Annotated in this window: 10 protein-coding genes; 8 read left to right on the forward strand and 2 right to left on the reverse strand. The window is 30.0% G+C overall.

The window, feature by feature from the left end:
* The first annotated feature begins 128 nt into the window (after nucleotides 1-128).
* Nucleotides 129-1,154 (forward strand): M28 family peptidase, encoded by a 1,026-nt coding sequence (locus BM072_RS13020; protein ID WP_092909238.1) that lies wholly within the window; start codon nucleotides 129-131, stop codon nucleotides 1,152-1,154.
* 207 nt (nucleotides 1,155-1,361) lie between these two features.
* Nucleotides 1,362-2,855 carry an aminoacyl-histidine dipeptidase gene (locus BM072_RS13025; protein ID WP_092909240.1) on the forward strand — a complete coding sequence of 498 codons (1,494 nt, stop codon included), beginning with the start codon at nucleotides 1,362-1,364 and terminating at the stop codon, nucleotides 2,853-2,855.
* 198 nt (nucleotides 2,856-3,053) lie between these two features.
* Here the strand turns inward: BM072_RS13025 and BM072_RS13030 are convergent, their stop codons facing one another.
* Nucleotides 3,054-4,790 carry a T9SS type A sorting domain-containing protein gene (locus BM072_RS13030; RefSeq protein WP_092909244.1) on the reverse strand — a complete coding sequence of 579 codons (1,737 nt, stop codon included), beginning with the start codon at nucleotides 4,788-4,790 and terminating at the stop codon, nucleotides 3,054-3,056.
* A 399-nt stretch (nucleotides 4,791-5,189) separates the two neighbouring features.
* Here BM072_RS13030 and BM072_RS13035 point away from each other — a divergent pair, with 399 nt between their 5' ends.
* The 6 genes from BM072_RS13035 (at nucleotide 5,190) to BM072_RS13060 (ending at nucleotide 14,381) form a co-directional block, all read left to right on the forward strand.
* On the forward strand, nucleotides 5,190-7,352 hold the full coding sequence (locus tag BM072_RS13035) for a S46 family peptidase (RefSeq protein ID WP_092909247.1): 2,163 nt from the start codon (nucleotides 5,190-5,192) through the stop codon (nucleotides 7,350-7,352).
* A gap of 105 nt (nucleotides 7,353-7,457) precedes the next feature.
* A complete protein-coding gene (locus BM072_RS13040) occupies nucleotides 7,458-8,039 on the forward strand; it encodes a Crp/Fnr family transcriptional regulator (RefSeq protein WP_092909251.1) in 582 nt (193 codons plus the stop codon).
* A gap of 64 nt (nucleotides 8,040-8,103) precedes the next feature.
* Nucleotides 8,104-9,039 (forward strand): ketopantoate reductase family protein, encoded by a 936-nt coding sequence (locus tag BM072_RS13045; RefSeq protein ID WP_092909254.1) that lies wholly within the window; start codon nucleotides 8,104-8,106, stop codon nucleotides 9,037-9,039.
* Nucleotides 9,040-9,174: 135 nt separating this feature from the next.
* Nucleotides 9,175-10,341: an RsmD family RNA methyltransferase gene (locus BM072_RS13050; RefSeq protein WP_092909258.1), complete on the forward strand. Its 1,167-nt coding sequence runs from the start codon at nucleotides 9,175-9,177 to the stop codon at nucleotides 10,339-10,341.
* A 61-nt stretch (nucleotides 10,342-10,402) separates the two neighbouring features.
* Entirely contained in the window at nucleotides 10,403-12,580 is a 2,178-nt protein-coding gene (locus BM072_RS13055) for an FUSC family membrane protein (RefSeq protein WP_092909262.1), read from the forward strand.
* A 4-nt stretch (nucleotides 12,581-12,584) separates the two neighbouring features.
* Complete coding sequence (locus tag BM072_RS13060; RefSeq protein WP_092909264.1) at nucleotides 12,585-14,381, forward strand: ABC transporter ATP-binding protein; 1,797 nt, start codon at nucleotides 12,585-12,587, stop codon at nucleotides 14,379-14,381.
* 46 nt (nucleotides 14,382-14,427) lie between these two features.
* On the opposite strand, the gene BM072_RS13065 is transcribed toward BM072_RS13060, so the two are convergent.
* Nucleotides 14,428-14,685 carry a hypothetical protein gene (locus BM072_RS13065; RefSeq protein ID WP_125113127.1) on the reverse strand — a complete coding sequence of 86 codons (258 nt, stop codon included), beginning with the start codon at nucleotides 14,683-14,685 and terminating at the stop codon, nucleotides 14,428-14,430.
* Nucleotides 14,686-14,689: the final 4 nt, after the last annotated feature.

Genomic DNA, 14,689 nt, shown 5'->3' on the forward strand with positions numbered 1-14,689 from the left:
AACGGGCAAATATATAAAAGAGATCTCCAAAACTAAGGTGTTTTAGTATAAATATTGGTTTTTTATTCAAAATTTCTTTTTTCTTTTGCTGAGTTAGATTAATTTTAAATTTAATTCAAAAATTTAACATGAGACAATTTTTATTTGCAATTACACTTGCTGCAACTTTGGTAAGTTGTAACAACTCGAAGCCTTTATCGACCGAAAAGTATGAAAAACACTTAGTAAAATATACCGATAAAATTTCGGAAGCTGAGCTTAAAAAACAATTATACACGATTGCTGGTCCCGAAATGGAAGGACGAAATGCAGGAAGCGAAGGAGAAATAAAAGCAGGAAATTATATTGCAAATTATTATAAAGAGTTAGGAATTAATGGTCCAAACAACAATTATTTTCAACTTATACCAGCTGCAACATTTAGCCGAGTAAAAGGAGAAATGCGTAATGTGATGGGATTTATCAAAGGTTCGGAAAAACCAGAAGAGATTGTCGTAATTTCTGCTCATTATGATCACGAAGGTATAAAAGATGGAAAATTATATGCTGGCGCGGATGATGATGGTTCGGGAACTGTTGCTGTGATGGAAATTGGACGTATTTTACGTGAAGCTGAAAAAAAAGGAATTAGTCCAAAACGTTCAGTTTTATTATTACACGTTTCTGGAGAAGAAAAAGGACTTTTAGGTTCTAAATATTATTCAGAACACCCAATTTTTCCTTTAGCCAATACAATTGCTAATGTTAATATTGACATGATTGGTCGTGTAGATTATGAACACAATGACGCTACAAGAGATTTTGTTTATGTAATTGGTTCGGAAATGTTATCGTCAGATTTGCACAAAGCAGTTTTAGCAGCAAATGATGGTTTGGGAATTAATTTGGATATGCGTTACAATACGCCAGATGATCCAAATCGTTTTTATTACCGTTCTGATCATTACAATTTTGCAAAACACAACATTCCTTCAGTTTTCTTTTTTAATGGTGTGCACGATGATTATCACAAACCAGGTGATACACCAGATAAAATTGAATATGATTTGTTAACAAGACGTACAAAATTAGCTTTCAATACGATTTGGAAATTAGCTAACGCAGAAAATAGACCTGTTGTGGACAAAGAATCTCCAATGCCGTCAACACGATAAAATTTAAATAAATATATTTACAAAAGCCTCTATTATTTAGAGGCTTTTTTTTATGAAAATATCATTCAGAACAAAGTGAAGAATCTAACATATCCTTATAAAATCTACAAACTCAAGATTATTTAAAACACTAAAAATTTAAAATTCCTTTCCTATACTTAATTTCGAGCAAATCCGTAACTTTGTTCAACTAAAAAATAACAAACAATGAATAACGATATTCTTAATTTGGAACCAAAAGCAATCTGGAAAAATTTTTCTGCATTAAATTCTGTTCCAAGACCATCTAAAAAAGAAGAAAAAGTTCGTCAGTTTATCATCAAATTTGGAGAAGATTTAGGTTTGAAAGTTGAAACAGATGAAGTTGGAAATGTTTTAATCAAAAAAGCGGCTTATCCAGGAATGGAAGACCGTAAAACAATTGTGATGCAATCGCATTTGGATATGGTTTGTCAAAAAAACAACGATGTAGAGTTTGATTTTGATACACAAGGAATTGAAATGTACATTGAAGATGATAAATTTGTTACTGCAAATGGAACAACTTTAGGTGCTGACAACGGAATTGGTGTTGCAACAATTATGTCTATTTTAGAGTCAAAAGATATTCCTCATCCAGCTGTTGAAGCTTTTTTTACAATTGATGAAGAAACAGGAATGACTGGTGCTTTAGGTCTAAAAGGAGGTTTTTTATCAGGAAAAATCTTATTAAACTTAGATACTGAAGAAGATGACGAATTAGACATTGGTTGTGCTGGTGGTGTAGATGTAACTGCAACAAAAACATATACAGCAGAAAATGTAGATGGAACTTCTTTTCTTTTAACTTTAAAAGGTTTAAACGGAGGACATTCTGGAATTCAAATTAACGAAGGTTTAGGAAATTCAAACAAATTAATTGCTCGTTTATTAAACTTAGGTTTAGAATTTGGTTTACAAATCGCACACATGGAAGGTGGTAGTTTACGTAACGCTATTCCGCGCGAATCTTGGGCTAAAATTGTAGTTCCTACTGCAAACGTTGCTGCTTTTAAAACAGCTTACGAAACATTAAGAGCTGATATTATTGAAGAATATCAAACAATAGAGCCAAAAATGACGATTACTTTAGAAGATACTGACGCTATTGCAACTGCAATGTCTGCGGATGATTCTAAGATTTTTGTTCAAACTATTATGGCTGCTTTCAATGGTGTTTACAGAATGAGTCCTGATGTTACAGATTTAGTTGAAACGTCTAACAATGTTGCGCGTGTTGAAGTAATTGACGGAAAAGTTAGAATTTTATGTTTAACACGTTCTTCTGTAGAATCTAATAAAACTGCATTAGCTGAAACATTAAAAGCTGGTTTTGAATTAGGAGGTTTTGAGGTAACTTTTTCTGGAACTTATCCAGGTTGGAAAGCAAATCCAAAATCTGAAATTCTTGATGTAATGAAAGCTTTATATGTTGAAAAATACGGAGAAGAGCCAAAAGTAGTTGCTTGTCATGCAGGTTTAGAGTGTGGTATTATTGGCACAAATTATCCTGGTTTGGATATGATTTCTTTTGGACCAAATATTACGGGTGCACATTCACCTGACGAAAGAGTTGAAATAAAATCTGTTCAGAAATTCTGGTCATATTTATTGGATATTTTAAAACAAATTCCTTTAGATGGTCCAGTTGATTATAGCTGTGCAAATTCTAAAAATATATAATTTATAAAAGCTCATTCTTAAAAATGAGCTTTTATTTTTGGATTTTATCCAGAAAAATAATGTCATTCAGAACGAACTAAAGAATCTTAAATTTCTCTACAAGTTTTTGAATGACATTTTTAAATAAATAAAAGAAAAATCAATAACGATTTCTCTTTTATTTGATAATTAGTGGAAAATTAAATTGAGCAATTCATATTATTTTTTTATTATTTTCTTTTCAATAGGTAATCCTTTTTCTGGATAAATTTTTAAGATATAAATACCTTTTGGAAAAGCATCTAAATAAATTTTATTAGTATTATTTTCTTTTACTTTTTTACCTGTTAAATCGTATAATTCAATTTTATTTATTTTTGAATTTGCATCAATCGTAACTTCGTTAGTTGTTGGATTTGGGTAAACTTTTAAAGATAAATCTTTCTCAAAATCAATTGTACTAAGTGTAGAGATTTGCGCTACATCTGATGCAACAGAATAGACTTTTGAGGCATCAATTGTTTTTACGGTCCAATAAATTTGCTCTGGAAGATTATCTTTTAAAAGCATCCAATTTGTAGTATTTACTGTGTACTTTGCTAAATCTGCTTTTCCTTTTTCGGTTCCGATTGAAATCTCATATAGCAAAGCTTTTTGGGGAGTTTTATCATCCGATGCTCCATCCCAATTGAAATGAATATAATTATCTTTTACTTCAGTATTTAATACCATTGGTGGTAATGGTTTTTGATTAATTGATTTTTCTGAATTTTTATACAACGCAGTTTTAGATTCATAGTTTTCATCTTGACTAGAAACCAATACATCTAATTGATTATCATTATCATAATCTAATAAAACCAAACTTGTACTTACTGAGAAATTTGCAATTCCAAAATCATTTTCAACTTTATCAAATGTTTGTTTTAAAGGATTATATAGCAGAATTGTTGACGAAGCATTTCCATTTTCATCATCTCCCGCCATTATAATATCGTAATAGCCATCATTATTTAGATCGCCTGCATCAATAGATTTTACAATACTATAATTTACAGCCGCAGTTGGTAAAAAATTTTGAGAAAATTGACCTTTTCCATCATTTATAAGATACATTGTAGTTGGAGATTCGTAAATATCTATACCTGTTGCTACAATATCCATAAAACCATCTGCATTAAAATCAGCAGCAACCATTGATCCAAATAACATACCATCCAAATCTTGATTCAAATCAAATGTACCTTGCTTATTTTGTAAATAAATTTTAAAAAAAGCACCGTAGGCATCTTCGGTTTCATTTTCTCCATTTATTCCAAAAACGACTAAATCTAAACGTCCATCATTATTAAAATCAGAAACAATCATATCTCCATTTTGACTACCTCCTACTTTTTGATTAAACTCTATTCCATTCGGATTAAAAGTCAATAAATCTACGCTATAAGCTACATCTTCATCGTGACCAGAATTGTTAATTCCGTTTAAAAAAACATCTATTTTTCCATCATTATTAAAATCTCCATTAGCAAAAGAACCATATATTTTTCCTTTTTCAATTATTTCTTTAATTTCAAATCCATTATTTTTATCGAATATATAATGATACGTTTTATAATTTTTAATATCAGCACGATTTTGTCCGGTAATCAATAAATCATATGTGTTATTATTACTAAGATTGGCAAAAATAATGTCGCCAAGATATGCTGAGTACGTCAAGTTTTGATAAAAATTAAACTCACCATTGTCATTTTTATAAATATCACATTGTGTGTTATAGTACAAATCATCTCCACAAACAACAAAATCTACAAAGTTATCATTGTCAAAATCTACAGCTTTTACAGTAGAATAGCCATAATTCTTAATATTTGTTGTTACTTCTTCGAAAGACTGAGCATGTAGTTGTGGTAAAATACACAAAACAGTTAAAGGGAATAAAAATCTTTTCATTATTTATTTATATTTAGTCTAAATTAATATTGTAAAACTAGATATAATATTTTTAACTGAACAACTATTTTTATTTCATCTATAAACAACAAAAACTTAGTTGCTTAAAAACAAGCAATATAAATAACATACAAGTGATAAAAGTCAATAAATAACGCATATAAAATTTTATAAAAACAATATTTCTTAATTAATAAAACTTCATAATATTGAATATTTATACGGAAATTTAAAAAATATAAATAAAGCAGATTAAGACTAAAAAATGCTCCTAATTTCTTAAAACAAACAGTTATTTATCTAGAAATACACAATAAAAAACGATTAATTACTTAAACATTAGGAGAACAAACTATAATCAATTATTTTAGCATTTCGTAAAATTGAAGACAAACAAAAATGAAAAAATTTTTATTATCCACTCTTTTAGTGGTTATGCTTTTTCCTTTTCAAGTAAAAGCTGACGAAGGAATGTGGTTCTTGATGTTCATCGAACGATTGAATCACCGCGATATGCAAAAACAAGGTTTACAATTAACTTCAGAAGAAATTTATAGCATCAATAACAATTCATTAAAAGATGCAATTGTTCAATTTGGTGGTGGTTGTACTGCCGAAATCGTTTCTAATCAAGGTTTAGTTTTAACAAATCACCACTGTGGTTATGGTAATATTGCAGAATTATCTGCACCAGAACATGACTATTTAAAAGATGGTTTTTGGGCAAAAACTAAAGCTGACGAATTAAAACCAAAAAGTTTAAAAGTACGTTTCTTTGTTCGTATGGACGATGTTTCTAAACGTATTTTAGGTGTTGTTAACGATAAAATGTCTGAAGCTGATCGCGAAAAAACGATCAACCAAGAGATTGCAAAAATTGAAAAAGAAAATAGCGAAAACGGAAAATATGTTGTTTCTGTTCGCCCATTTTTTCAAGGAAATGAGTATTATTACTTTGTTTACCAAGATTACGAAGATGTACGTTTAGTTGGTACGCCTCCAAGCTCTATCGGTAAATTTGGTGGAGATACAGATAACTGGGAATGGCCACGTCATACCGGAGATTTCTCTATGTTTCGTGTTTATGCAGATAAAGATGGTAATCCTGCTGCATATTCTGCAAACAATGTTCCTTTAAAACCTAAACATCATTTACCTGTTTCTTTAAAAGGTTATGAAGTTGATGATTTTGCAATGATTTTAGGATATCCAGGTCGTACAAACCGTTGGATGCCTGCTCAAGGTGTAGCGCAAAACGTAGAATTTGCTTATCCTGCATGGGTAGAAGCGTCTAAAGTTACAATGGATCAGATGAAAAAATACATGGACAAAGATCAAAAAGTAAATATTGATTATGCGTCTAAGTATGCTGGTGTTGCTAACTATTGGAAAAATCGTGATGGAATGATCGAAGCTTTAAAACTTCATGGTACTGTTGCAAAGAAAACAAAAGAAGAAGAAAAATTTAACAAATGGGCTAATAAAGCGAAAAACAAGGCTGAATATGGTGATGTTGTTAAAAATTTAAATAATTATTACGCAAAAACTAATTTAGATGCGCGTCATAATAATTACATCAATATCTTATTGCGTTATTCAACTTTTGCAAGTGCGCCTTATTCTATTGGTAAAGCATTAGAAAATTACGCTGCTGCTAATGAAGCGAAACGTAACGAAATGCGTCCAAAAATTCAGAATGCGATTAACGCGTATTACGAAAAAATGTATTTACCGTTAGAAAAAGATTTATTAGCTGCTCAATTAGGTTTATATGCTTCTAAAGCAAAAGAAGCTGGTTTAGCTCCTTATGTTGCTGAATTGGCAAAATCTAATAACAACAATTTTACTACTTATGTAAATGATGCGGTTGAAAGAAGTTTCTTCGCTGATCAAAAACAAGTAGAAAATTTCTTAATTTCTCCAGACGTAGAGGTTCTTAAAAAAGATCCATTATATATTTTATCTAGTGCTTTGGTAGAAAGAGCTTCTAAACAAACAGAAGATCAAAAAACATTGAATGATGCTTATTCTAAAAACTTCCGTTTATTAGTAAAAGGATTACGCGAATCTAAAGTTGGTAATATTTTATATCCAGATGCAAACTCTACTTTACGTTTAACTTACGGTTCTGTACAACCATTACCAAAAAGTGCAAATCCAAAACGTCAACCAGATGTTGCGTCTAACTATTTTACAACGTTAGAAGGTACAGTTGCAAAACACATTGCAGGTGATGAAGAATTCGAAAATCCACAACGCTTATTAGATTTAGCAAAAACAAAAGATTACGGACAATATGCTGATAAAGACGGATATTTACACGTAAACTTCTTATCTAATAATGACATTACAGGTGGAAACTCTGGTTCTCCAGTAATGAATGGTAAAGGTGAATTAATTGGTATTGCATTTGATGGAAACATCGAGGCTATGGCTGGTGACGTTATCTTTGATGCAAAATTACAACGTACAATTTCTGTAGACATTCGTTATGTTTTATGGGTTGTTGATAAATTTGCAGATGCAAAACATATTGTTGATGAAATGACAATTGTAAAATAAAGAATCATATTTTTTTAATATAAATTATTGCAGAAATTATAGTTCATTCTATATTTTCTGCAATTTTTTTATACACATATTAATCATTTACAAAGGCAAATTTTCATGGATAAATCAATTATAAATAATTATTTTAAGTCTTTATTTCCGATAGAAAATGATGTTGTTGAGAAAATTACAGCAACTTTTTGTGAATTTGAATTAGATAAAAATCAAATTTTAATCGATCAAAATACAATCAGCACAAAAACTTATTTTTTAGAAAAAGGATATGTGCGTTCGTACACGTTAAATGAGGATAATGAAGAGGTGACGACAAATATTTTTTATGCGCCGTGTTTTGTAAATGACTTTTTATCTTTTTTTAGAAAAGAGCCTACAAAAGAAGTATATCAAACGATTTCTACTTGTTCTTTTTGGGAAACAAGCTTAGAAAATGTTCAGAATAATTTTCATAATATTCCAGATTTCAGAGAGTTTAGTCGACTTTTATTTGTCATAAATTATTATAAATTAAATGATCGTGTAATCGCGTTAACGAGTCAAAAAGCCGAAACGAGATATTTAAATTTACTTAAAAAACATCCAGATATTTTTCAACAAGTTCCGCTAAAAATCATTGCTTCGTATTTAGGTATCACCAATAGTTCTTTGAGTAGAATTAGAAAAGAAATCGTTAAATCTTAATTATTTGTCATTTGGCAATTTATAATGAAAGCGATTATTCTACTTTTATCAAAAATAAATCACAATGAATAAAAAACAGATTACAATTGTTGGACTTGGTGGAGTTGGCGGATATTTTGGTTTCAAAATTAATCAGTTTAATGAAAAAGATAACGAATTCTCAGTTTCATTTGTTGCAAGAAACGAAACTTATACTATTGTCAAAGAAAATGGTTTAACGCTACTTTCTCCAGAACATACGGAAAGCGTAACAAAACCTACCGCAGTTTCTCAAACTATTAGCGAAATAAATAACCCAGATTTGATTCTAATTTGTGTAAAAGAATATGATTTAGAAAATGTATGTAAACAATTACAACACGTTATTACAGAAAACACAATTCTGCTTCCTTTGATGAATGGAGTTGATATTTATGACAGAATCAGAAAAATTATTCCGAATAATACGATTTTACCTTCTTGCGTGTATGTTGCGTCTCATATAAAAGCAAAAGGAGTTGTTGAACATAAAGGTAAAGCAGGAAAAATAATCATCGGAAAAGATCCAAACCATCCTTCAGAAAATGTAGATTGGATAATCAATTTACTTCAAAATAGTAAAATTGACTTCGATTTTAAAGATAATTCGTTTGTAGATATTTGGACAAAATTTATTTTTATTGCAAGTTTTGGTTTAGTTACTGCAAAACATAATTCGTCTATCGGAACGGTTTGTACAGACGAAATTCAAAAACAAGAAGCCACAAATATTATGGTAGAATTAAAATCTATTGCAGATAAAAAAGGAATTATTCTTGATGATAATATTATTCAAAATACATTCGAAAAGGCGATAACTTTTCCTTTTAATACACCAACTTCTTTGCAATTAGACATCAATTCGAAAAAAGAAAATAATGAATTAGAATTATTTGCTGGTGCTATTATCAACTATGGAAAAGAAGTAAATATTGAAACGCCATTTACAGAGAAAATATACTCGGAATTAAAATCAATTTAGAAATTAAAGCGAGAAATTTAGATTATTATCACTTCAAAATCTTCTCAATTATTTTGATTTCCGTAATTTCGTCATTTCTATTTTTATTGCGTAAAATATAGAAGTGACGAAATTAATTTATAAAAACACAACAAATTGAATAGTGCAATTTTAACTCCTGAATTTCAGGACTATTTAAAAACAATCGAACACGAAGATATTAAGTCAATTGGATTAAAAAAATCACTTTTTTCTTCAATTACTCCAGCCGAAGTTGCACAACAATTAAAAGGTTTACATGTTTCCAAACATAAATTTCCGACGCTTTATAAAACCGAAAATATATTTTTTCCGCCTTCAATTAATTTAGAACAAGCAAGTTCTGAAGCTACAGCAAATTACAAAGCAAGTTTGATAAAAGGTAAAACTTTAATCGATTTAACGGCTGGTTTCGGAATTGACACAATGGCTTTTGCGCAAAATTTTGAGAAAGTTTATCATATTGAACAAAACGAAGAATTAAGCGAAATTGTAAAACATAATGCTTCAATTTTAGCACCAAATCTTGAAACATTTACAGGTACATTTCAAGATTTTTTAGAACAAAATCCATCATTAAAACTCGATGTAGTTTACCTAGATCCTGCACGAAGAAATACAAGTGGAAGAAAATTTATTTTAGAAGATTTAGAGCCAAATATTCTAGAATGGTTGCCTATTTTCTTTGAGAAATCTGACAAAATAATCATTAAACTTTCGCCTTTATTAGATATCACTTCTACTCTACAACAAATTAATTATATTTCTGAAATACATATTGTTGCACTAAAAAACGAAGTAAAGGATTTTCTACTTATTTTAGATAAAAATCAATCTTCAAAAAATCCAATAATCAAAGCTGTTAATTTAGAAAATAATCAATCTGATTTTGAGTTTTTGTATGAAGACGAACACTACGCAAATGCAAAATTTGGAGATGTTTCTAAGTACATTTACGAGCCAAATGTTGCGATTTTAAAAACTGGAGCATTTAAATTATTGAGTGAAAAGTTTGATTTAATCAAACTTCATCCAAACACACAATTATATACTTCAGATCAAATTATTGAAGATTTTCCTGGTAAAATTTATCACGTTGAAAATCATATCAATAATCCTAAAAAAGAAATTCTAAAAACAAAAGCTAATCTTTTGGTCAAAAACTTTAATCAACCGATTGATGTCATCAAAAAGAAGTTTAAAATTGTAGATGGTGGCGCTACAACTTTAATTTTTACACAAAGTATAGAAGGTTTCCGAATTCTAAAAACTTCGCGTATTTAGTTGGCTTTCGTTAAAAGTTATCTTATTTTTATAAAGTAATTCAACTTTTAAAAACACACGTTTGGAACTCAAAAATAAAATTGAAAACTTTATCTACGGCGAAGCACTTTCGGACGGTCTAAAAACATCTTTAGCTATTGTTATTCCGCCTTTAATTGCAAGTTTTTTTGGAGATTTACACGCAGGTGTTACCATCAGTTTAGGTGCTATTTTAGCGCACATGACGGACACTCCTGGTCCATTTAAAGAAAGACGAAACCTTATGTGGCTTTCGGTTCTTTTAATTTTTGTTGTTTCATTTTTCACAAAAAGCATCAATAGTTTTCCAATTATCTTAGGAATTTGCCTAACAATTATCGTATTTCTTTCAAATATGTTAACCGTTTGGGGGCAACGTACAAGTGCGCTCGGAATGGTTATTATGATGACAATGGTAATGAATATGAATGACCTAAGAGCAGAGTTTAGCCCATTTCATATTGCCTTGTTTGTGTCTGCTGGTGCGGTTTGGTATTCAATTTTTAGTTTAGCAATTAGTACATTTCGTCCGTACCGAATGGCGCAACAAAATTTGGCTGATGCGATGATTCATATCTCCGAATATATTCGAATTAAAGCATCTATGTTTGATAAAGATTCAGAATATGATGATATTATAAAAAAACTGATTGACGAGCATGTTTTGATAAGTGAGAAACAAAATTTGGTTAGAGAATTAGTTTTTACAAACAAAAAATTAGTAAAAGATCAAACTCCTATCGGCCGATCTATTGTATTTATTTTTTCGGATTTGATTGATATTTTCGAGAATATAACTGCAAATCAATACGATTACAAAAAAATACGAGAAGTTTACGGCGATACAAAAGCCATGCGCAAGATTTATAATATGATGAATAAAATTGCGCATGAATTAAAAATGATTGCTTATCACATCAACTCAAATAAGAAACCAAAACAACCAACATTTGATTTTGACGTTGAATTAAAAAAGATTGATGACGCGATAAAAGAATTGTATGCAGAAGGTAAAAAACCAATTGTTTTGTCTAAAATTTACATCAATTTAAAGCAAATTGTCTATAAAATTGAGTTTATTCATAAATTTTTCTACGATGATTCTTTTACCGAAAAAAAGAAAAATCCATTAGATCACGTCGAACATTTTCAGCCAACCGTCGATTATTCTTTCCGAAAATTACGCGATCATCTCAATCTAAAATCTCCAATCTTTAGACACGCTTTGCGTGCTTCTATCGTCATGATTTTGGCATACGGCGTCACCTTTATTATCCCAATGACTTATCACAGTTATTGGATTTTGATGACCGTTTTAGTTATCTTAAAACCTGGTTTTAGTGTGACTAAAAAACGAAATTTACAGCGTTTAAAAGGAACAATTGGTGGTGGATTAATTGGTATTTTAATATTATTCGTCATTCCACAACATAGTATTCGTTTTGTTTTAATGCTATTTTTTATGTTAATGGCGTATACATTTATTCGTCAAAAATACGCTATCGGAACGTTTTATTTAACCGCTTATATTCTGATTTCGTTTAGTTTTTATTCGGACAAAGATTCCATTTATATTATACAAGAACGCCTTGTAGATACGCTAATTGGTGGTTTTATGGCGTTTATTTCGTGTTACATTATCTTCCCAACTTGGGAAAAAAATAACATGAATGAATACATTCAAAAAGCATTGATTGCAGATTATGAATTTATCTTTTTAATCTTTAAAAAATTAGCTGATAATGACGTTTCTACAACTGATTATAAACTTGCACGCAAAGATGTTTTTATTGCAATGGCCAATATAAATTCGGTATTTCAACGGGTAATTTCCGAACCAAAAGACAAACAGGCAAACGCAAAAGAATTGAATAAATTTACAATTTTCAATCAATCATTTGTTTCCTATTCGGTTGGTTTAGTAAAAGTTATTCAAAAAAATAATTCGGTTATTTTAACTTCAGAACATATCCGATTAATGAAGAAAATTTTGCAATTATTATTACAAAATATTCGAATATACGGCAAATATGAAACTGAAAATTTAGCCAAAACGATTCAATTTCAAGAAAAAACAATTGCTTATTCTGAAATCGAAACAGAAGCGTTACAAAATGAATCTGAGTTAATTGAAGATTTATTAGAGTATTTGTACGAAATTGTCTACGATTTTACAAAAGTTGGACATGTTTTTGTGAAAGATGAACCTCTAAAAGATTAATTGAATGAATTTAGTTCAGCTGTTCAAAAATTTAAAACCTTTTGTAAAACCTTATCGTCCGTTAGTTATTGCAACTTTGCTTTTAACCTTAGTTGGTTCGCTTACTTCTCAGGTTAACGCAATTATTTTACAATATACCGTAGATTCTATTAACGGTTTAGTTGAAGCCGGAAAAGGTCTAAAAGAAGGTTTAAAAATCATTGTATTTATTTCGGCTGTTTTAATGACCAAAGAAATTCTAAATGCTTTTATCACGTTTGGACAGAAATATTACGGTGAAAAACTTCGAATATTTGTTTCGCAAGATTTAGCTCAAGCCATAATCGAAAAAATATTGACATATCGAATGGCTTTTTATACCAATCAAGATAATCAAGCAGGTAAATTACAAACCCGTATTGATCGCGGAATAGAAAGTTTAACACGTTTGGTTCAGAATTTTTTCATCGATATTCTTCCACTTTTCGCCAATTCAATCGTTGCATTAATTTTAATGTTTAATGCTAATTTTTACGTTGGTTTGGTCGGACTTTGCATCGTTCCAATTTATTTTATAATTACACAACAACAAGCCAAAAAACTGAGCGGTTGGCGAAGAAATTTAAGAGGTTATCGCGAACAAAAATCGCAAGGAATTATTAGTATTATTGATTCTATTACCGTTATAAAATCGTTTAATAGAGAAGATATTGAAGGCAAAAAACAACTCGATTTACAAAAAGAGTTGACCAATAATCAAATGCAAACGCGAAAAACGAGTTTCTTTTTTGATGGTTTAAAATCTTTTATCGAGCAATTTGGCGTGGTTATTATTATTATTTTGACTTCGTATTTAGTGCTTGATGGACAAATGACGATTGGAGCAATTATGTTTCATATCCTTTTGTTTAACAATGTTTCGGCGCCAATTCGACAATTGCATCGTATTTATGACGAAATGAATGATGCGATGATTTATTCTGAAAGCTTTTTTGGAATTCTGAAAGCTGATGACGAAAAAGAATCTTCGGGAAATTATATTCCAACAGAGTTAAAAGGAAAGTTTGAAATAAAAGATGTTAATTTCTCTTACCCAAATGGTTACAAAGCTTTAAAAAATATAAATATGACCGTGCAACCAAATAAAATTACGGCTTTGGTTGGATTATCTGGTGCAGGAAAAAGTACAATTATTAATCTATTAGATAAATTTTATCAACCAGATTCGGGTAAAATTCTTTTGGATGGAATTGATTTAGAAGAATATGATACGCAATATTTACGTGAAAATATTGGTTTAGTTTTGCAAAAAAATCACATTTTTAATGGAACAATCGAAGAAAATATTCGGTACGGAAATGTAAATGCAAGCTTTGATGAGATTAGAAATGCAGCTGAAAAAGCATATATCCACGAACAAATTATGGATTTGCCCGAACAATATCAGTCAAAAGCATTATTGCTTTCGGGTGGACAACAACAACGTATTGCGATTGCGCGTATGTTTCTAAAAAATCCGCCAATTATTTTCTTAGACGAGCCTACTGCAAGTTTGGATGCGATTGCGACAGAACAAATTAAAAATAGTTTAGATGCGATTAAAAAAGATCGTACAGTAATTATTATTTCGCATAGTATTTCTCAAATTATAGATTCTGATTATACTTATGTGATGAAGCAAGGCGAAGTTGTGGAGCACGGTGTACACGAGGATGTGTATAAAATGCATGGAACTTATAAAGAAATTTTTGATGCAATGGCAAAAAGTTTGAACATTGATAAAATTGCCAAAACTTTTGACGACGAAGAAGAAAATTATTAGAAATAAAAAAGCGGCTAAATTTAGCCGCTTTTTTATTTTTGTTAAGTTAAATTTTATTCTGAATTAATTTATTTCTAAATCGATAAGCGACAAATACGCCCGCTACGATAAGCAAAATAAGATAACCATCTATTGGTGCAGTAACTGGATCTTGACCAGCATCATGACCTCCAGGATCTGTAGAAGAAGATTCGCTTCCACTAAAAAAACTTACTTCAACTTCATCATTTTGAGCAGCTAAAAAAGAATTTGAACAGATGAACATTGTTAAACATATTCCGAACGTTTTTATTAATTTTTTCATACTG

The sequence above is a fragment of the Algoriella xinjiangensis genome (assembly GCF_900115015.1).
In the GTDB taxonomy this organism is placed as follows: Bacteria; Bacteroidota; Bacteroidia; order Flavobacteriales; family Weeksellaceae; genus Empedobacter; species Empedobacter xinjiangensis.